14 protein-coding genes are annotated in these 18,941 nt (G+C 62.1%); 5 read left to right on the forward strand and 9 right to left on the reverse strand.

What is annotated here, in order from left to right:
* Positions 1-2: 2 nt before the first annotated feature.
* The 5 genes from ACSSNI_RS11265 to ACSSNI_RS11285 all read right to left on the reverse strand — a co-directional run bounded on the left by ACSSNI_RS11265 (position 3) and on the right by ACSSNI_RS11285 (position 7,887).
* Entirely contained in the window at positions 3-1,634 is a 1,632-nt protein-coding gene (locus ACSSNI_RS11265) for a GGDEF domain-containing response regulator (protein WP_448259349.1), read from the reverse strand.
* On the reverse strand, positions 1,627-2,016 hold the full coding sequence (locus tag ACSSNI_RS11270; RefSeq protein WP_448259318.1) for a response regulator: 390 nt from the start codon (positions 2,014-2,016) through the stop codon (positions 1,627-1,629). Before ACSSNI_RS11270 ends, ACSSNI_RS11265 begins: the two co-directional genes overlap by 8 nt.
* A complete protein-coding gene (locus ACSSNI_RS11275; protein ID WP_448259320.1) occupies positions 2,013-4,415 on the reverse strand; it encodes a PAS domain S-box protein in 2,403 nt (800 codons plus the stop codon). Before ACSSNI_RS11275 ends, ACSSNI_RS11270 begins: the two co-directional genes overlap by 4 nt.
* A gap of 34 nt (positions 4,416-4,449) precedes the next feature.
* Complete coding sequence (locus tag ACSSNI_RS11280) at positions 4,450-4,836, reverse strand: response regulator (protein WP_102836436.1); 387 nt, start codon at positions 4,834-4,836, stop codon at positions 4,450-4,452.
* A gap of 96 nt (positions 4,837-4,932) precedes the next feature.
* Positions 4,933-7,887, reverse strand: coding sequence for a PAS domain S-box protein (locus tag ACSSNI_RS11285; RefSeq protein ID WP_448259322.1), 2,955 nt, complete (start codon positions 7,885-7,887; stop codon positions 4,933-4,935).
* Positions 7,888-8,156: 269 nt separating this feature from the next.
* Between ACSSNI_RS11285 and desA the strand changes: the two genes are divergently transcribed.
* Both desA and ACSSNI_RS11295 read left to right on the forward strand, forming a co-directional pair.
* Positions 8,157-9,347: a delta-9 fatty acid desaturase DesA gene (desA, locus tag ACSSNI_RS11290; RefSeq protein ID WP_448259324.1), complete on the forward strand. Its 1,191-nt coding sequence runs from the start codon at positions 8,157-8,159 to the stop codon at positions 9,345-9,347.
* A gap of 141 nt (positions 9,348-9,488) precedes the next feature.
* Positions 9,489-10,487, forward strand: a complete 999-nt coding sequence (locus ACSSNI_RS11295; RefSeq protein ID WP_159969519.1) for a GGDEF domain-containing protein — start codon at positions 9,489-9,491, stop codon at positions 10,485-10,487.
* Positions 10,488-10,555: 68 nt separating this feature from the next.
* Here ACSSNI_RS11295 and aguA read toward each other — a convergent pair whose 3' ends face one another.
* From aguA to ACSSNI_RS11315, 4 genes are all read right to left on the reverse strand, one after another.
* Entirely contained in the window at positions 10,556-11,671 is a 1,116-nt protein-coding gene (gene aguA, locus ACSSNI_RS11300) for an agmatine deiminase (protein ID WP_448259325.1), read from the reverse strand.
* Positions 11,672-11,810: 139 nt separating this feature from the next.
* Complete coding sequence (gene aguB / locus ACSSNI_RS11305; protein WP_448259326.1) at positions 11,811-12,689, reverse strand: N-carbamoylputrescine amidase; 879 nt, start codon at positions 12,687-12,689, stop codon at positions 11,811-11,813.
* A gap of 135 nt (positions 12,690-12,824) precedes the next feature.
* Positions 12,825-13,481, reverse strand: coding sequence for a TetR/AcrR family transcriptional regulator (locus ACSSNI_RS11310; protein ID WP_448259351.1), 657 nt, complete (start codon positions 13,479-13,481; stop codon positions 12,825-12,827).
* 163 nt (positions 13,482-13,644) lie between these two features.
* Entirely contained in the window at positions 13,645-15,021 is a 1,377-nt protein-coding gene (locus ACSSNI_RS11315) for a glutamine synthetase family protein (RefSeq protein WP_102836442.1), read from the reverse strand.
* Positions 15,022-15,272: 251 nt separating this feature from the next.
* Here ACSSNI_RS11315 and ACSSNI_RS11320 point away from each other — a divergent pair, with 251 nt between their 5' ends.
* From ACSSNI_RS11320 to ACSSNI_RS11330, 3 genes are all read left to right on the forward strand, one after another.
* Entirely contained in the window at positions 15,273-16,019 is a 747-nt protein-coding gene (locus ACSSNI_RS11320) for a gamma-glutamyl-gamma-aminobutyrate hydrolase family protein (protein WP_200640152.1), read from the forward strand.
* A gap of 45 nt (positions 16,020-16,064) precedes the next feature.
* On the forward strand, positions 16,065-17,423 hold the full coding sequence (locus ACSSNI_RS11325) for a glutamine synthetase family protein (protein ID WP_102836444.1): 1,359 nt from the start codon (positions 16,065-16,067) through the stop codon (positions 17,421-17,423).
* Positions 17,424-17,491: 68 nt separating this feature from the next.
* The gene (locus ACSSNI_RS11330; protein ID WP_200640151.1) at positions 17,492-18,850 is read left to right on the forward strand and encodes an aspartate aminotransferase family protein; all 1,359 of its coding nucleotides are present in this window, start codon (positions 17,492-17,494) and stop codon (positions 18,848-18,850) included.
* The last annotated feature ends 91 nt before the right edge of the window (positions 18,851-18,941 follow it).

Consider the following 18,941-nt stretch of genomic DNA (forward strand, 5'->3'; position numbering starts at 1 on the left):
CGTTAGGCGACCTGCACCTGGTTTCGACCGTTGTGCTTGGCGGCATAGAGCGCCTGGTCGGCCAGTTCGAGCATGGCGCCAGCACTGGAGTGGCCGTCGGTCTCGCTTATTCCAGCGCTGAGTGACACGCTGAAGGTGCGCGCGCCGGCGTGGAAGCTCAAGGCGGCGAAGCGCAGGCGGATCTCGTCAAAGATCCGCTTGGCCTGCTCGGCCGGGCAATCCGGCAGCACCGCGACGAACTCTTCGCCACCGTAGCGGCCGATGCTGTCGATACGGCGCAGCCGCTGGCGCATCAGGTTGGCCAGCGAGCGGATGACGTTGTCCCCCGCGGCATGCCCGTACTGGTCGTTGACCTGCTTGAAGTGATCGAGGTCAAGCATCACCACGCTGGTGGGCTTGCCACTGCGTTGCGCGCGTTCCACTTCCAGCGCCACCTGTTCCTTGATGTCGGCGTGCTTGAGCAGGCCGGTCAGGCTGTCTCGCGACAGCGCCATGCTCAGCGAGCGTGCGCGCTGCACGCGCGAGAACACGGCGGCGGTCAGGGCATTGTCGCTGATGGGCTTGGTGATGAAGTCATCACCGGCCTTGAGCAGGGCGGCCATCTGCCGATTGATGTCGGTTTCAGCCGACAGGTAGATGATGGGCACCCGCAGCCACTCGTCATTCAGACGAATCATCTGCGCCAGCTCGATCCCGGTGAAATCCGGCATGTTCATGTCGAGCAGAACCATTTCGGGATCGAAATCGCGCATCACCTCGAACAGCCGACTGGGGTCGCTCAAGGTCTGCACCAGCATCTGCGAGTTACGCAGGACCAGGCTGTAACGCGCGGCCAGGTCGTCGTCATCGTCGACGATCAATACCCGGTAAGGCTCGCTCAGCTGCAGATTGAGGATGTTTTCCAGGCTGTTCTCCAGCTGCGTGACATCCAGCGGCCGGACGAAAAACCCCTTGGCACCGGCTCGCACGGCCGCCAGCTGACTGTCGAAATCGGCTCGATGACCGATGACCAGCAGCGGCAACGGCGCCTCCAGGCTTTGCTGCAGCGCGCTGATGGCATCCAGTTCGCCATCGTGCTGGCTGACGATCAGGGCGTCGGGCAGTTGCCCCTGGACAGCGCTCTGCAGCAGTGGGACGTCTGGAAAAATCAGCACTTCATAGCCGAAGTTGCCCAGGGTCTGGCACATGTTCTGGCCGGCATCAAAGTCTTTTTCGAGCAGATAGATCCGGCACCCGGCGGGCAGCGCGTCGGGCATGCCGCTGTGCATCTCGCCATGCTGATCACGGCCCCCGGCGCGCTCGGCCGCGGCCATCTGGTTGACCGCTCGAACAAACGCGGAAAGCGCCTGCCCGCTAGGCTTGGCCGCCTCAAGCCAGCGCTCTGCGCGTTGCTCGAGCAACCGCGACTGCTCGCCCAGGGTGGTGAAACCAAAGGTGCCCGCCGTGCCGGCCAGGCGATGCAAGCGTTCGTGCAGGGCGAGCATCAGCTGGCGCCGCTGTTCCTGTTCGCGAACCGACTGCAGCTGCTCGGCGTGTTGCTCGAGTGCTGCCAATTCCTCGCTCAAGCGTTCAGCAAACTTTTCGTTGAGTGCCTGCAGTTGGCGTTGCAGCGCTTCGTTAGCGCCCTCATTCATGCTCGGCATTCCATATTCCGTTCAGTTTTGTCGCCAGTTGAAGTGGGTCGAAGGGTTTATGCAACAGTTTGCGCACGCCCAGGCGCTGCAGTTCCTCAGGGTCGCCCGGCTCGTCCGGCTGACCGGTCAGGAGCACCACGGGGGTCTGCTGCAGGTCGATCAGCGGCGCAAGCTGGCGCAACAGTTCGATGCCGCTGATCTGCGGCAGCATCACGTCGAGCAAGATCATGTCTGGCTTGAATCCGGGTGCCTGCTGCAGCGCTTCCTGAGCAGAGGCGCAGCTGAGCACCTTGAACCCCCCCAGCTTCTCCAGCGCGATGCGAGTCACCACTTGAATGGAGGGCACGTCCTCGACGTGCAGAATGCGCAGCAAGGGCTTCACTCGGAGGCCCCATTCAGCGCATGGCAAGGCAGCTCGAACCAGAAGCAGGCCCCAGCACCGGGCGTCGAGTCGAAGCCGATCACGCCGTCCATGTGCTCGATCAGCTCCTTGCTGATCGCCAGGCCCAGGCCGGTACCGCCTTGCTTTCGCGTATCCGACGAATCGGCCTGGGCAAACTTGCTGAAGATGCGCTCACGAAAGGCCTCGCTGATGCCGGGACCCTTGTCGCAGACGCTGACCCGCACCCGCTGCGGGTCGATGAGCTGGGCGCTCATGGCGACGGTTTCGCCGGGCGGGGAATACTTTGCGGCGTTGGACAGCAGGTTGCTCATCACCTGTTCCAGACGCATCGCGTCGACAGTGATCGACACGGCCGGGCAATCCCCCAGCTCGATACTCACCGCATGGCTTTCTGCATAGCCCTGATTGCTGCGCAGCGCCTGCTCAAGCAAGGGTTGCAAGGGCTGCGCCCGCAACTCAAAACGCATCTTGCCGGCGTACAGCTTGTCGATGTCCAAGAGGTCGTCGATCAGTGTGCTCAGCCGTTTGCTGTTCTGGTGGGCAATCTCCAACAGCTCCTGCAGGTGCTCGGGCACCTCGCCCATGACCCGCCCGCAAATCAGTCCGAGCGATGCGGTAATGGACGTCAGCGGGGTGCGCAGTTCGTGGCTGACAGTCGAGACGAAGTCCCGTTGCAGGTTCTCGATCTGCTTGCGCTCGGTGATGTCGTGCAACACCACCACCGCACCGTTTTGCTGACCGTTAGAGGCGTACATCGGATCGGCGTTGGCCAGCACATAGCGCGGCGTGCCATGCAGCACGATGGCCATCTCCAGATTACGGATGTGCTCGCCACGCAAGGCGCGTATCAGTGGGAGCTCATCCGTCACCATCGGTGTGGTGCCGTCCGCATGATAGAGATGATAGGCATCGGGCCAGTGCTCCGGCTCAATCTGCTCGGCATCGAGGCCGTGCCAGCGGCGGGCGGTGTGGTTGAACAAGGTGAGGTTGCAGTCGGCGTCGCAGGCCACTACCCCTTCGGACAGGGCCTCGAGCAGGCGTCGATTCATTTCCTGTTGCTTGTCCAGCTCCAGCTGCTCGGCCTTGCGCTCGGTGACATCGGTCACCAGCCCGTGCCAAAGCACTGAACCGTCTGCTTGACGCATGGGCGTGGCGCGGGCTTCAACCCAGATTATGCCCTTGCGAGGATGGTCGATCCGGTGCTCGAAGTGCCACGGCGTCAGGGTCGAGGCGGCTTGGCGGATGCTCGCCAGTACATGCTCGCGGTCCTCGGGGTGCACTCGCTCGTAAATCGGCCCGATGCTGGGCGCCATCTCGGCGGCGCTCAGACCGTAGATGTCTTCGACCCCCTCACTGAGGTACGGGAACGAACTGTTGCCGTCGGGGCGCCAGCAGAACTGGAACAGCATGCCGGGAACCTGCGCCGCGATCTGCTGCAGGCGCAGTTGCAGGTGTTCCTGGTGGGCCAGGTCATAGGCACTGACGATGTAGCCGCGCAACAGCTCGCGCTCATCGTGGATCGCCGAGACATTCAGCAGCACCGGCACGCCACTGCCGTTGCGGTGCAGCAGACGCCATTCGCGCATTTCGCGGCGGCCTTCGAGCAGCGGTGCGGTGAGCACGGCGAATCCCGGCTCGATGGGTTCGCCCAGCGCATTGCCGAGAATGGTCGCGCGACGCTGCAGCGCCTCCTCCGGGAACAGCACTGACGTCAGCGGCTGGCCGATCAGCATCTGCTCGGAATAGCCGAACAGGCGCTCGGCGGTGGGGTTGACGCCCGATATATGCCCGTCGTCGGTGGTTACCAGCATCGCGCTCGCGGCGCTGTTGAGCAAAGCCTGTTGCAGCGCCGCTTGCTCGGCGTAGCGGTGGGCCTGCAGGCGTTCTTCGAACAGCCGCATGATCTGTCGACTGAGGCGTTCCAATGCACCGCGTTGCGCTTCGCTGAGCTGTCGCGGCTGACGGTCGATGACGCAAAGGGTGCCGAGGTTGTAGCCGTCCGGTGAGATTAGCGGCGCACCGGCATAGAAGCGGATGTGCGGGTCGCCGGTGACCAACGGGTTATCAGAAAAACGCGTGTCCCGATGTGCATCCTCGACTTCGAAGACGCCCTCGCCTTCGATGGTGTAGGTGCAGAACGACAGCTCTCGCGGGGTTTCACTGACCTCAAGGCCGAGGCGGCTCTTGAACCACTGGCGATGGTCGTCGACCAACGAGATCAGCGCGATGGGGGTGTCACAGATGTAGGCAGCCAGCTCGGTGAAATCGTCGAAAGCGGATTCATCAGGCGTGTCGAGAATCTCGTAGCGCAGCAACGCGGCGAGTCGGGACAGCTCGCGGGGCGGGGAGGGGGCGGGTATCGATTTCGATGACTCCATCTGGCTGGGCTCTCTCGGATTCAGGGCCAACGGCTTACTTGCCGCCAGCCTCCCAGATGGCTTGGATCTGGCTGGCCAGGCGCATCGGATCGAAGGGTTTGACGATCACATCGCGGGCACCGAGGTTGCGCAGGTGCTCAATCTCGCTTGGCTGGACCTTGGCGGTCATGAACACCACCGGGACCTGTGCCAGATCGATCCGCTCGCTGAGCCGGGTGAGGGTCTCGGGGCCGCCCATTCCGGGCATCATCACATCCAGCAGGACGAACTGCGGGGCGAAGGCTTCCACCTCTTCGAGCGCCTGGTGGCCGGATGAGCACGACTGCACCTGATAGCCCCCGATTGCCTCCAGCGAGACTTTGACCACCGCCTGAATGGACGGATCGTCCTCGACATGCAGAATCCGTTTCAGCTCGCCCATGCGAGACCTCCAACAAAAGCGTGCCTGGCGCGCTCGAAAATGAACAGTTTGCCAGCTTGCTCATCGGCTGACGCGGCACACTAGAAAAATAGTCGCTTAACCGGCTTCCTGCATTGGCAGTTCGAACCAGAAGCGTGCGCCCTTTTCCCGCTCCGAGTCGAAACCGATGCTCCCGTTCATGTGCTCGATCAGCTCCTTGCTGATGGCCAGGCCAAGGCCTGTACCGCCCTTTTGGCGGGTATCAGACGAGTCCGCTTGGGAAAACTTCTGAAAAATCCGCTGGCGGAAGCTCAGGGGAACGCCGGGGCCGGCATCGTCAACGATGACGCGGATCTGATCACCATGGCGCTGGCTGCTTAAGGTTACGACTGCTCCCGGTGGGGAGAATTTCGCCGCGTTGGACAGCAGGTTTGCCAACACCTGCTGCAGACGGTGCGCGTCCACGCTAACGGTTGCCGCGGCTTGCTCGCCCAGCTCGATACGTACCCCGAGCTGTTCGGCATAGGCCTGATTCGAGTGCAGTGCATCCTCCAGAATCGGCGCGAGAGGCTGCGGCTGCAGCTGGAAACTCATCTGCCCGGCAATCAGCTTTTCCATATCCAGCAGATCGCCGATGAGTAATCCGAGGCGCTGGCTGTTCTGTTGCGCGATGCCGAGCATCTGCCTCATGGCCGGCGGAGCCTCGCCAACGGCGCCGCCAAGGATCAGGCCCAGTGCCCCGGAAATCGAAGTCAGCGGCGTGCGCAGTTCATGACTGACGATGGAGACGAACTCGCTCTTCATTCGATCGACGCGCTTGCGCTCGGTGATGTCGCGCACCAGTCCAATGAATTTACGTTCACCGCGGTGACTGATTTCCGAAACGCGCAGCTCGATAGTGAACAGTTCGCCGTTGCGGCGAACCGCCTGCAATTCGCGGTTCTGCTCCAGGCTGCGGCCTTCCCCGCGTCTTTCGTAGTCTTCTAGATACCCGTCATGGGCAGCGCGATGGGGCTCGGGCATGAGGAGCGACAGGTTGCGCCCAAGCACTTCCTCTTCGCTGTAGCCGAAGGTGCGTTCCGCGGCGTGGTTGAAAGTCTCGATCAAGCCGCGCTGGTTGATGATGATGATGGCGTCGATGACATTGGCGATCAGCAGGCGCACATAGCTCTCGCGCTCATGGGCTTCGCGCTCGGCCAATGCGCGGGCGGTGACGTCGCCGATGAAACCGTCGTACCACTGCACCCGGCCATCGGCGTCGCGCAGCGCGCGTCGGTTCTCTTGCACCCAGAGCGTTTCACCGCGGGCGTTGATCAGTCGGTAGGTGCGCTCGAACGGGTCCGCGCCATCGTCCTCTAGACTCGCGCGGTCTTCAGGATGAATCAGGCTGCTGTACTGGCGTGTGCCTGGCGCTACGAAGTCGCTGGCGGGGTAGCCGGTCAGGCGTTCGATGCCGTCGCTCAGGTAACTGAGGGTCCGTTCGGTATCGACGCCGCGGCGGTAGACCACGCCCGGCAGGTTGCTGACCATGCTGCGGAAGCGGCTTTCGCTCTCACGCAAGGCGAGCGTCGCGCTCATCAGTGGGGTGATGTCAGCGATGAATCCATGCCAGAGGACGGACCCGTCGCGCAGGCGCTCGGCGTTTGCGCGCACTTCAACCCAGATCAGTCCCTTGGTTGGATTTTTGATGCGGTAACGCGTAGCACCACTGCCCAAAGTGACTACCGAGCGTTCGATCGCGGCTCTGAGGTTGGGGCGGTCAGGGTCATACACGGCGGCAAAGGCAATGTCTGCGTTTTCGACAAGCTGTTCCGGGCTGATCCCGTACAGTTCGCGTGCACCTTCGCTGGCATAAAGGAAGCTGTAGCTGCCGTCGCCGGAGCGCTTCAGCTGGTAGACCATGCCCGGCAGCAGGCTGGTGATTTTCTGCCCGCGTTCGAGCAGGCGACGGCGGGCGCGCTCCTGCTGTGTGGAGCGGATCTGGTGAAGACGTTGCACGATGCCGCGGCGGTGCAGCATGAACCCCAGCATGAGCAGCAATGCTTCGGCGATGAGCCACGCCAGGCCCCATTTCAAGAGCAGACGGCGTTCAGCCTGTTGCTGCTCACGAAGTGCCAACGTGATGTCGCGCCAGACCAGCGCAACCGCCATGGGCAAGCGACCGGGACTGTATTCAGCCCGGACGTCATGCAGCGGAATCTGGTTGAGCAAAAAGCTGCGGCCGTTTGATTCAAGCATGCGCAGGGCTTGCCCCGCTTCGGGTGCCGGGAGCGACTGCTGCTCTGCCCATTGCAGGATCTGGGGTGCCGAGTGGGTATCGAGTAACCAACCGCTTAGGCCCTCGAGCTGGATGCCGACCGGGCGCGCCCAGAGCATTTCCTCCAGTTCGGCACGGTTGACCAGCAGACCGAGACCGGCATTCAGCTGATCGCCCAGTTCGGGTAGATCCGGGAGAATCTCGAACCCCACCTCAAGAGCGCCGATCACTTCGCTTTCAGGGCTGCTGCTTGCGCGTATCGGTACGATCGCCCGGTTGCCTGCGCTGTGTTGGCCGATGTCCAGGCCAGAGACGGTCTGTCCTTGGGACAGGGCCTTGTAGAGCAATGGTCTGCGGTCGGCCACCGCGTCGCCAAAGGCGTCCAGGTCCTGCATGCGCAACAGGGCGATCCCGGCCTCGCCCCAGTAGAGTTGCAATTGACGGGCACCGTGCGCCTGCATCGCTGTCCAGGTCGGCATCAGCGACTGGGTCAGTTGCTGGCGTATGCGCGCCATGCGTGGGCCGTGCCACTGGGCGCCCGCTTTGATGGCCCGGTCTGCCTGGCGCACCAGACGCAAGGTTTCGGGGCTGGCACTGAGCGTTCGGGCAATCAACCGGGCCTGTTTTTCCAGGCCCTGCTGGGCGCTACGCAACGCCAGTGCCTGCAGCTCGCCCTGTTGCGCCGTTTGCAACGACCAGAGTGTGCCCCGGGCCTGAAAATCATTGAAGGCCAGGCCGCCGAAGAGCAGGGCCAACAGCAGGCTGCCGACGCCAAGTAGCCATCGAGGGCTGGAAGAATGGGGGTGAGTGCTCATGGCTCTGTTCTGGGCAAAGACCGGCGCGCCTCGCGCGACTTCGCGTGGGGCAGACGTCCGACCGGACGAAAAAGAGTGATGGCTATATGCTATCGCGAAAGCGCCGTCCGTTGCTTTGCTGTATCGGCCGCGTGGGCTGTTTCTGTCAGACCCTGAAACGAAAAAGAAACGCTGAACGACAGGCGGCGGCTTATCCAGGCAGACAGCATGGATAATGAGCTAGGTCCGTGTTTGCGGATCGGCTTTCTACACCGCGAGGCAGCGACACTATGTGGTACACCGGTTTTCTCAACCTTTCCGCCTGGCAGGTCGTTGCGACCACCCTCATTCTTACCCATGTCACCATCGTCGCGGTCACCGTTTATCTGCATCGTTATTCTGCTCACCGCTCACTTGAGTTGAATGCGGGACTCAAGCATTTTTTCCGCTTCTGGTTGTGGCTGACCACGGCGATGAATACCCGCGAATGGACTGCCATCCATCGCAAGCATCACGCCAAATGTGAAACCCCGGATGATCCGCACAGCCCGGTGCAGAAGGGGCTGGGTACCGTATTGCGTCGCGGCGCCGAGTTGTACATGGAAGAGGCGAAGAACGAGGAGACCCTGCGGATCTACGGGAAGAATTGCCCGGACGATTGGATCGAGCGCAACCTGTATTCCCGCTTTCCCAACCTCGGCATCGTGCTGATGCTCGGCCTCGACCTTGCGCTGTTCGGCGTGATCGGCCTGACGGTCTGGGCCGTGCAGATGATCTGGATTCCGCTGTGGGCTGCGGGTGTGGTGAACGGGTTGGGGCATGCGGTGGGCTATCGCAATTTCGAATGCCGCGATGCCGCGACCAATCTGGTGCCCTGGGGCATCCTCATCGGTGGCGAAGAGCTGCACAACAACCATCACACCTACCCGAACTCGGCCAAGCTCTCGGTGCGCAAGTGGGAGTTCGACATGGGCTGGGCCTGGATCAAGCTGTTCAGTCTGCTCGGCCTGGCCAAGGTCAACCGCACGGCGCCCATTGCCCACCGCGTCACGCCCAAGCATCAGCTGGACATGGACAGCGCCATGGCCATTCTCAACAACCGTTTCCAGATCATGGCGCAGTACCGCAAGCTGGTGATCAAGCCGCTGGTACAGCTCGAATTGCAGCGTGCCGATACCTCCATGCGGCATCAGTTCCGCCGTGCCAAGCGGTTGCTATCGCGTGAGCCGAGCCTGTTGCAGGACGACCAGCAGGCGCATATCGAGGTAATCCTGGAGCAGAGCCAGTCGTTGCGGGTGATCTACGAGCAGCGCCTGGCCCTGCAACAGATCTGGAACCGCACCAGTGCCAACGGCCACGACATGCTGGCCGCGATCAAGCAGTGGGTCCAAGACGCCGAGGCCAGCGGTATCCAGTCGTTGCGTGAATTCGCCGAGCACCTCAAGACCTATTCGCTGAGACCGGCTGTCGCCCAAGCCTGACCTCTGATCGGCGCGACCTGTGGCTGGCGCGCCGGCTGGAACTTTGCCTTCTTGCCACTCTCTGAACTGCATTCTGGTGCTATTGCGACAGTTACCCAGCGGGTCTCCGCCGGTGCCTGACGCCATTTTTTGGAAGCAGGTATGAATCTGGTGAAGCAGCGAAGCGACACGGGTGTCGGGATCCTTCCGCCGACCGAGGCGCAAACCCTTTTAGCGTTGATGCACGCGCGTGCCGAAGTCGAGCGCCTGAGCGAGCGCGAGCAGTTGTTCAGCACCCTGATGGGCGCTGTCAACGCGGTGCTCTGGGCATTCGACTGGCAAGCCCAGCAGATGATCTACGTCAGCCCGGCCTATGAGCAGATCTTTGGCCGCTCGGCCGCCTTGCTGCTGTCTGACTTCGGCGAGTGGCGCAACAGCATCTACCCGGACGATCTGGAGTACGCCCAGCAGAGCATGCTCGATGTGCTGGACAAGGGCGCAGTCGAAGAGCGTGAGTACCGCATCATTCGCACCGATGGGCAGCTGCGCTGGCTCAGTGACAAGTGCTTCATTGCGCGCAATGCGGACAGCACGCACGGGCCGATCATCGTCGGGATCGCCGAGGACATCACCGAAAAGAAGCAGCTTGAAGGCGAGCTGCAGCGCCTGGCCACGATTGACGTCCTGACCCAGAGCAGCAACCGGCGTTACTTCTTCGAATGCGCTCAGCGCGAGTTCGATCTGGCCCGGCTATACGCCACGTCCCTGGCGTTCCAGCTGCTGGACATCGATGACTTCAAGCGCATCAACGACACCCACGGTCATCAGATGGGCGATCAGGTGTTGCAGCGCGTGGCCCAGTGCGGCTCGTCGGTATTGCGCCGCGGTGATCTGTTCGGCCGGATCGGTGGCGAGGAGTTTGCCTTGCTGCTTCCAGGTTGCCAGCCGGACCTTGCCGAGCAGATCGCCGAACGCTTGCAGCGCGAGATCCAGCGGCTGGTGTTCACCAGCCCCGACGGGCAGCGCTTCGGCGTCACCATCAGCCTGGGCGTGACCTACCTGAGAGCCAGCGATCCTGACCTCAGCGCCCTGTTCGCTCGCGCCGATGCGGCGATGTACACCGCCAAGCGTCTGGGTAAGAACCAGGTGATCGTCGCCTGAAGCGACTGTGATGCAGAAAACCGCTGCGTAGCCCAGGGCTAGCAGCGGTTTTTTCGTTTCGTAGGGGCTCAGCCTTTGTGCGTCAAGGTCGCGATCGGCTGTTGCTGGGTGATGCAGTGGATGTTGCCACCGCCGAGCAGGATTTCACGGCCCGGCACCATGACGACCTGATGCTGCGGGAATAGCCTGGCGAGGATAGCTTCGGCTTCGGCGTCCAGCGGATCATCAAAGGAGGGCGCGATGATGCCGCCGTTGACGATCAGGAAGTTCACATAGCTGCCTGCCAGGCGAATCGACGGATCGCGCGGCTGGCTGCCAACCAGCGGAACCACGCCAGCGCATTCCTCTTCGCTCGCATGCAGCGGCCCCGGAATCGGCATCTTGTGCACGATCAGCCGACGGTCCCAGGCGTCGGTTGCTGTCTCCAGCACCTGCATGGCGGCCTGACAGCGTTCGTAGTTGGGATTGTCGCGATCGTCGGTCCAGGCGAGTAGCACTTCACCTGGGCGAACGAAGCAGCAGAAGTTGTCCACGTGTCCGTCGGTTTCGTCGTTGAACAGGCCGTGCGGCAACCAGATGACCTTGTCGATAGCCAGGTAGTCCGCCAGCACGGCTTCGATGTCTTCGCGTGACAGGTGCGGGTTGCGGTTGCGATTGAGCAGGCATTCTTCAGTGGTAATCAGCGTGCCTTCACCGTCGACATGAATCGAGCCGCCTTCCAGCACGAAGCCCTCAGTGCGGTAGCGATCGCAGCGTTCGATTTCGAGGATCTTCTGCGCCACCTCGTCGTCGCGCTGCCATTCGCTGTAAAGCCCGCCGTCGAGGCCGCCCCAAGCGTTGAAGGTCCAGTCGACGCCGCGTAGGCCTCCCTTGCCATTGATCAGGAAGGTCGGCCCGGTGTCGCGCACCCAGGCGTCGTCGGTGCTCATCTCCACCACCCGGATGCGCGGGTCGGCCAGTTGCGCGCGGGCGGTAAGGAACTGCTCGGCTGTCGCGCACACGGTGACCGGCTCGAAGCGCGCAATGGCTTTGGCGACCGCCGTAAAGGCCGCCTGCGCTTGGGTGGCCTGCTCGCGCCAGTTGTCCGGGCGCTGCGGCCAGACCATCCAGGTCTGACTGTGCGGCGCCCACTCGGCGGGCATGTGGAAATCGTCGGCACGCGGTGTCGTGGTCAGAGTGGTCATCGGTCTACCTGGGGGGCGGCAATCTATCGTGGCCGGATGCAAACGGCCGTTCATTAGCGGCGATATATCTGACCATGGCGGACGGCGTTCAGCCGCAACGCGTGGTGCGACTGAACACTTTGCCGATCAAAGGCCAGGCTCAGGACTCCAGGGAACCGTCCAGCGTCTTGATTGGGCTATACAGGTTCGGACGGCGATCACGGAACACGCCCCAGGCGCTGCGGGTGTGCTCGAGCTTGTCCAGATCGAACTGGTGCACCAGCACGCCTTCGCTGGTTTCGTCCAGCTCCTCGACCTTGGCACCGAAATGGTCGGCAATGAAGGATGAGCCGTAGAAGGTAATGTCGTAGCCGTCCTGCTCTTCGCGGCCGATGCGGTTGCTGGCGATCAGCGGCATCAGGTTGGCACCGGCATGGCCCTGCTGCACGCGCTGCCAGTGGTCGCGCGAGGTGATGGTCGAATCGTGCGGCTCGCTGCCAATCGCCGTCGGATAGAACAGCAGCTCGGCCCCCATCAGCGCCATGCTGCGCGCAGTTTCAGGGAACCACTGGTCCCAGCAGATGGCCACGCCAATCTTGGCGTAACGGGTGTTCCAGACCTTGAAACCGGTGTCGCCCGGGTTGAAGTAATACTTCTCGTGGTAACCGGGGCCGTCCGGGATATGGCTCTTGCGGTAGACGCCCAGCACCTTGCCATCGGCGTCGATGATGGCGATCGAGTTGAAGCGCGCTCGCCCAGAGAGTTCGAAGAAGCTTACCGGCAGTACCACTTGTAGCTCAGCGGCGACCTTCTGGAAATGCTGAACGGCCGGGTTGTCTTCCACGGAAGTGGCCAGCTGCAGGTATTCAGGGTTCGGCTTCTGGCAGAAATACGGCGTCTCGAACAGCTCCTGAATCAGGATGACCTGCGCGCCCTTGGCTGCAGCCTCGCGGACCAGCTTCTCGGCATTGGCGATATTTGCTTCGCGATCCCAGGAACAGGCCATCTGGGTGGCGGCAACGGTGACGGTACGGGACATGGAAAACCTCGCGGATGCTGGCGTAGAGACGGCCCAGGTAGGGCATGGCGAAATCTATTCGATAATTATCCGGAACAAAAGCGCTTTCTATCGGCTCGCTAGGGTACTGGCACGTATTATTCAGATAAATATCGGCTAATTCGGTGCGGCTCGCTTTGGGAGGAACGGCGGCAGGTACAGCCCCAGGTACGCGTCGAATACTCGCATGCCTTCCTCTGCCATACGTGGCGTGATGCCGCCATGCAGGTGCACCGAGCGCGCATAGACACGATCGCCAAGCTCCATCGCCAAGGCGAACACGTCCACCTCGTCGGGCAGCGCCGGTAGCTGGAAATGCCGTTCAAAGAGGACCTGCATCAACCCGGCGAGTTCGATGTCGTGCTGGCGGTCAGCCTGGGTGACTTCCGCCAGACCGTGCTGTGCCAGGATCAGCTGGCGAGCCGCTGCATCGCTCTGATAGATGGCCAGCATACGTTGCTCGATCAGTCGCGAGAGGTCGTGCCAGCTATTGAGAGCGTCGTGCTCAACCGGCTCCTGCAGGCTGGCCCGGAAGGCTGCGTGGATATCAGCGGTGAGCGCCTCGAGCAGGGCTGGCACGCTGGCAAAGAAGTGGTAGACCGAGGAGGGTGGAATCGCCGCGCGCTCCGCCACGCTGTAGATCGACAGCCCACCCACGCCGGAATCAACGAGCAGCTCTCGAGCGGCGGCAAGAATCTGCGCAATCCGCGCCTGGCTGCTGGCGCGAGGTTTGCGGTTAGTAGGGGTACGCGGGGTCGGTTCGGCTGTGCTCATGGCCGTATTGGATGCCAGGCTGTCGACAGATGCAACGGTAGGCATCGCGGCTCATACCGGCTACGCCGCTGCAGGGGCTCCCAACGCCGCTGAGCGATGGTTGATGAGAAACTAGCCAGGAGACAATCAGGCTGCCCCGTACCCAGCGGTACGGGGTCGGGCGTCAGACGGTGTGCAGGTACCAGTTGTACTCGAGGTCGGAGATCGAGTGTTCGAACTCCTCCAGCTCGCTCTCCTTGCATGCCACGAAGATGTCGGTGTACTGCGGGCTGATGTAGCGCGCCATGATCTCGCTGTCGTCCAGCTCGCGCAGCGCATCGCGCAGGTTGGAGGGCAGGCTTGGCTCGACCTGCTCGTAGGAATTGCCCTCAATCGGTTCATCGGGCGCGATCTTGTTGGTCAGGCCGTGGTGAATGCCGGCCAGTACGCTGGCCAGCAGCAGATAGGGGTTGGCGTCTGCGCCGGCAACGCGATGCTCGATGCGCACGGCGTCGGGGCTGTCAGTTGGTACGCGCAGCGCCACGGTGCGGTTGTCCAGGCCCCAGCAGGGCGCGTTCGGCACGTAGAACTGCGCGCCGAAGCGGCGATACGAGTTCACGTTCGGGCAGAGGAAGGCCATGGACGCAGCCATGGTCTGCTGGATGCCGCCAATGGCGTGGCGCAGCGTTTCACTTTCCAGCGGATTGCCAGTAGCGAAAATATTGTTGCCGTTCTTGTCCAGCAGCGAGATATGCACGTGCAGACCGTTGCCGGCCTGGCCCGGGTAGGGCTTGGCCATGAAGGTGGTGTCCATCTCATGATCGTAGGCGATGTTCTTGATCAGCCGCTTGAGCAACACCGCGTAATCGCAGGCCTTGATCGGATCGGCGACGTGATGGAGGTTGACCTCGAACTGCGCCGGGGCGCTTTCCTTGACGATGGCATCGGCGGGAATGCCCTGCTCCTTCGCACCTTCGAGAACGTCCTGCAGGCAGTCGACGTACTCGTCCAAATCATCGATCAGGTAGACCTGAGTGGAGTGCGGGCGCTTGCCGGAAATGGGCGAGCGCGGTGGCTGCGGACGGCCGTTCACGTTTTCCTGGTCGATCAGGTAGAACTCCAGTTCGAACGCGGCGCAGATGGTCAGGCCCAGCTCATCAAACTTGCTCACTACCTGGCGCAGCACTTCCCGTGGATCGGCGAAGAATGGCGAGCCGTCACGCTCGTGCATGGTCATCAACAGCTGGGCGGTGGGGCGTTTCTGCCATGGCTCGTTGCTGAGCGTGTTGGGAATGGGGAAACAGGTCCGGTCGGAGTCACCGATGTCCATCCCCAGTCCGGAGCTCTCCACAGTGATCCCATTGATGTCGAGGGCGAACAGCGAGGCCGGGAGGTTGATGCCTTTTTCATACACCTTGTGCAGGCTGGCGCGCTCGATGCGTTTGCCCCGGACGACACCGTTCATGTCTGCAATCAGCAGGTCGACGTACTGGACCTCCGGGTGTTCCTTTAGAAATGCGTTCGCTTCGTTGAGCTGAACGGCACGCGGCGGCGGAAGCATGATGAAGCACCTTAATTGTTAAAAATTTCAATCATCAAACAGCTTGTCTTGGAGTCAATCGAAAAGCCCTGTCGCTGTCAATAGCGCCTCGAAATGCCTCATCAACGCCCACAGTGGGCGTTTTCGGGGCAATCAGGGAGGCAATCCCCAAACGCTTACATGGCTTTGCGAAGCGGAAACCCTCGGCTATTGTCTATAAAAACGAACAAGACTACTCTCCGACGAGCCCCATCTGGAAAGACGAGTATCCCATGCCTCGCGTGCCATTGATCGGCGTTTCCGCCTGTACCAGGCAGATCGGCCACCACAGTTTCCACATAGCCGGTGATAAGTACCTGCGCGCGGCGGCTGTAGCCGGCATGCCGTTGGTCATCCCGGCGCTTGGCGATCTGATCGACCCTGCCGCCCTGTTAGATAGCTTAGACGGCCTGCTCTTCACCGGCTCGCCATCCAACGTCGAGCCGCACCATTATGGCGGCCCGGCCAGTGCCGAGGGCACCGACCATGATCCTTCACGTGATCAACTGACGCTGCCGCTGATCCGTGCGGCGGTTGATGCGGGTGTTCCGGTGTTCGGCGTATGCCGCGGGTTTCAGGAAATGAACGTCGCCTTCGGCGGCAGCTTGCACCAGAAAGTCCACGAGGTGGGGCCCTATGCCGATCACCGCGAGCGTGCCGAGGATCCCGTTGAGGTGCAGTATGGTCTAAGCCATCCGTTGCACGTGCAACCGGGTGGTTTGCTGCAGCGTCTCGGATTGCCAGCGCAGATAGAGGTCAACTCGGTGCATGGCCAAGGTGTCGAGCGGCTCGGCGAGGGTTTGCGTATCGAGGCTTTGGCACCCGATGGGCTGATCGAAGCATTTTCCGTCGAAGGCGCGCGCAGCTTCGCACTCGGCGTGCAGTGGCATCCGGAATGGAAGGTGCATGAGCATCCTTATTACCTGGCGTTGTTCCAGGGCTTTGCCCGGGCTTGCCAGGAACGCGCAGGACGGCGCTGAGCGCGGGCCGGCACGGCGCTCGTTTCATTAATTTCTGAGGTCGATATGTCCAGCAAGCTCGACCAGCTCACCGGCTGGCTGAAAGAACGCAAGATTACCGAGGTGGAGTGCCTGATCAGCGACCTGACCGGCATTGCCCGCGGCAAGATCTCGCCCACCAACAAGTTCCTTGATGAAAAGGGCATGCGCCTGCCGGAGAGCGTGCTGCTGCAGACCGTGACCGGGGACTACGTCGAGGACGATATCTATTACGAGCTGCTCGATCCCGCCGACATCGACATGTTCTGCCGGCCCGACCCTGACGCGGTGTTTCTAGTGCCCTGGGCGATCGAGCCGACTGCGCAGGTCATCCACGACACCTACGACAAGATGGGCAATCCCATCGAGATCTCGCCGCGCAACATCCTCAAGCGCGTGTTGAAGATGTACGCGGACAAGGGCTGGCAGCCCATCGTTGCGCCGGAGATGGAGTTCTACCTGACCAAACGCTGCGAGGATCCGGACCTGCCGTTCCAGCCGCCGATCGGGCGCTCGGGCCGGCAGGAGACGGGCCGGCAGTCGTTTTCCATCGACGCCGCCAACGAGTTCGACCCGCTGTTCGAAGACATGTACGACTGGTGCGAGGCCCAGGGGCTGGATCTGGATACGCTGATCCACGAAGAAGGCACCGCGCAGATGGAAATCAACTTCCGTCACGGCGAGGCGCTGCACCTGGCTGACCAGATTCTGGTGTTCAAGCGCACCATGCGCGAGGCGGCGCTCAAGCACAACGTCGCGGCCACCTTCATGGCCAAGCCCATGACCGGCGAGCCGGGCAGCGCGATGCATCTGCACCAGAGCGTTGTGGATCTGGAAACCGGGCGCAACATCTTTTCCAACAGCGACGGCACCATGAGCCAGCTGTTCCTGCACCACGTCGGTGGCCTGCAGAAATACATCCCCGAGCTGTTGCCGCTGTTCGCGCCAAACGTCAACTCGTTCCGCCGCTTCCTGCCGGACACCTCGGCACCGGTGAACGTCGAATGGGGCGAGGAAAATCGTACTGTTGGCTTGCGGGTTCCAGACTCCGATCCGCAGAACCGCCGCGTCGAGAACCGCCTGCCGGGCGCCGATGCCAACCCTTATCTCGCTATCGCCGCCAGCCTGCTGTGCGGCTACATCGGCATGGTCGAGGAGTTGCCGCCGAGTCAGCCCGTCAAGGGCCGCGGCTATGAGCGTCGTAACCTGCGCCTGCCGCTCACCCTGGAAGCGGCACTGGAACGCATGGAGACCTGCCGACCGCTGGAGAAGTACCTGAGCCCCAAGTTCATCACCGGCTACATCGCAGTCAAGCGCGCTGAGCAGGAGAACTACCACCGGGTCATCAGTTCCTGGGAGCGGGAATTCCTGATGCTCTCTGTGTAACGAACAGCCGTGGGGTGGATGAAGCGTCTTTCATCCGTGACCAAACAAACACTACCAAGAGGTGATTGATGAGCGATTCGCAAACCCTGCAATGGCAAGCCCTGAGCCGCGACCATCACCTGCCGCCGTTCACCGACTTCAAGGCGCTCAACGCCAAGGGCACGCGCATCATCACGCGGGGCGAGGGCGTCTACCTCTGGGACAGCGAAGGGCACAAGATCCTTGATGCGATGGCCGGGCTCTGGTGCGTCAACCTCGGCTATGGCCGCGAAGAGCTGGTTGAGGCGGCGACTCGGCAGATGCGCGAGCTTCCTTATTACAACCTGTTTTTCCAGACCGCCCACCCGCCGGCGCTGGCACTGGCCAAGGCCATCGCCGAGATCGCGCCAGAGGGCATGAACCATGTGTTCTTCACCGGCTCCGGCTCGGAAGCCAACGACACCGTGCTGCGCATGGTCCGTCACTATTGGGCGATCAAAGGGCGGCCGCAGAAGAAAGTGGTGATCGGTCGCTGGAACGGCTATCACGGCTCAACCATCGCCGGCGCCAGCCTGGGCGGCATGAAGGCCATGCACGAGCAGGGCGACGGCCCGATTCCGGGCATCGAGCACATCGACCAGCCCTACTGGTTCGGCGAGGGCGGTGACCTCGACCCGGACGAATTCGGCGTTCGCGTGGCGCAGCAGCTAGAGCAAAAGATTCTGGAAGTCGGCGAAGACAAAGTCGCCGCTTTTATCGCCGAGCCGATCCAGGGCGCCGGCGGCGTGATCATTCCGCCGGACAGCTATTGGCCGAAGATCCGTGAAATTCTCGCCCGCTACGACATCCTGTTCATTGCTGACGAAGTCATCTGCGGCTTCGGTCGTACCGGCGAATGGTTCGGGAGCGACTACTACGGCAATGCGCCGGACCTGATGCCCATTGCCAAGGGCCTGACGTCCGGCTATTTGCCCATGGGCGGCGTGGTGGTGCGCGACGAAGTGGTGCACACCCTCAACGAAGGTGGCGAGTTCTATCACGGCTTCACCTATTCCGGGCACCCGGTAGCGGCCGCGGTGGCGCTGGAAAACATCCGCATCCTGCGCGAGGAAAAGATCGTCGAGCGGGTGAAAAGCAAGACGGCACCCTATTTGCAAACTCGTTGGTGTGAGCTGGTCGAGCACCCGCTGGTGGGTGAGGCCCGAGGCGTCGGCATGCTTGGCGCGCTGGAGCTGGTGAAAAACAAGAAGACCCGCGAGCGTTTCGCTGACCCTGGCGTGGGCATGCTCTGTCGTGAGCACTGCTTCCGTAACGGTCTGGTGATGCGCGCCGTGGGAGACACCATGATCATTTCGCCACCGCTGGTGATCAACGAGGAGCAGATCGACGAGCTGATCAGCAAAGTCCGGTTGTGCCTGGACGCGACGTTGAAGGATGCACGGGGTTGAGTGAACTGGCGCCGGCAGGATGCTTCCGGCGCCGGATAGCGACTTGAGACGCGTCCGCGCGGAACGTATGCAAGCTGTTGAAAAACAGCCA

The sequence above is a fragment of the Stutzerimonas tianxiuensis genome (genome assembly GCF_053470365.1).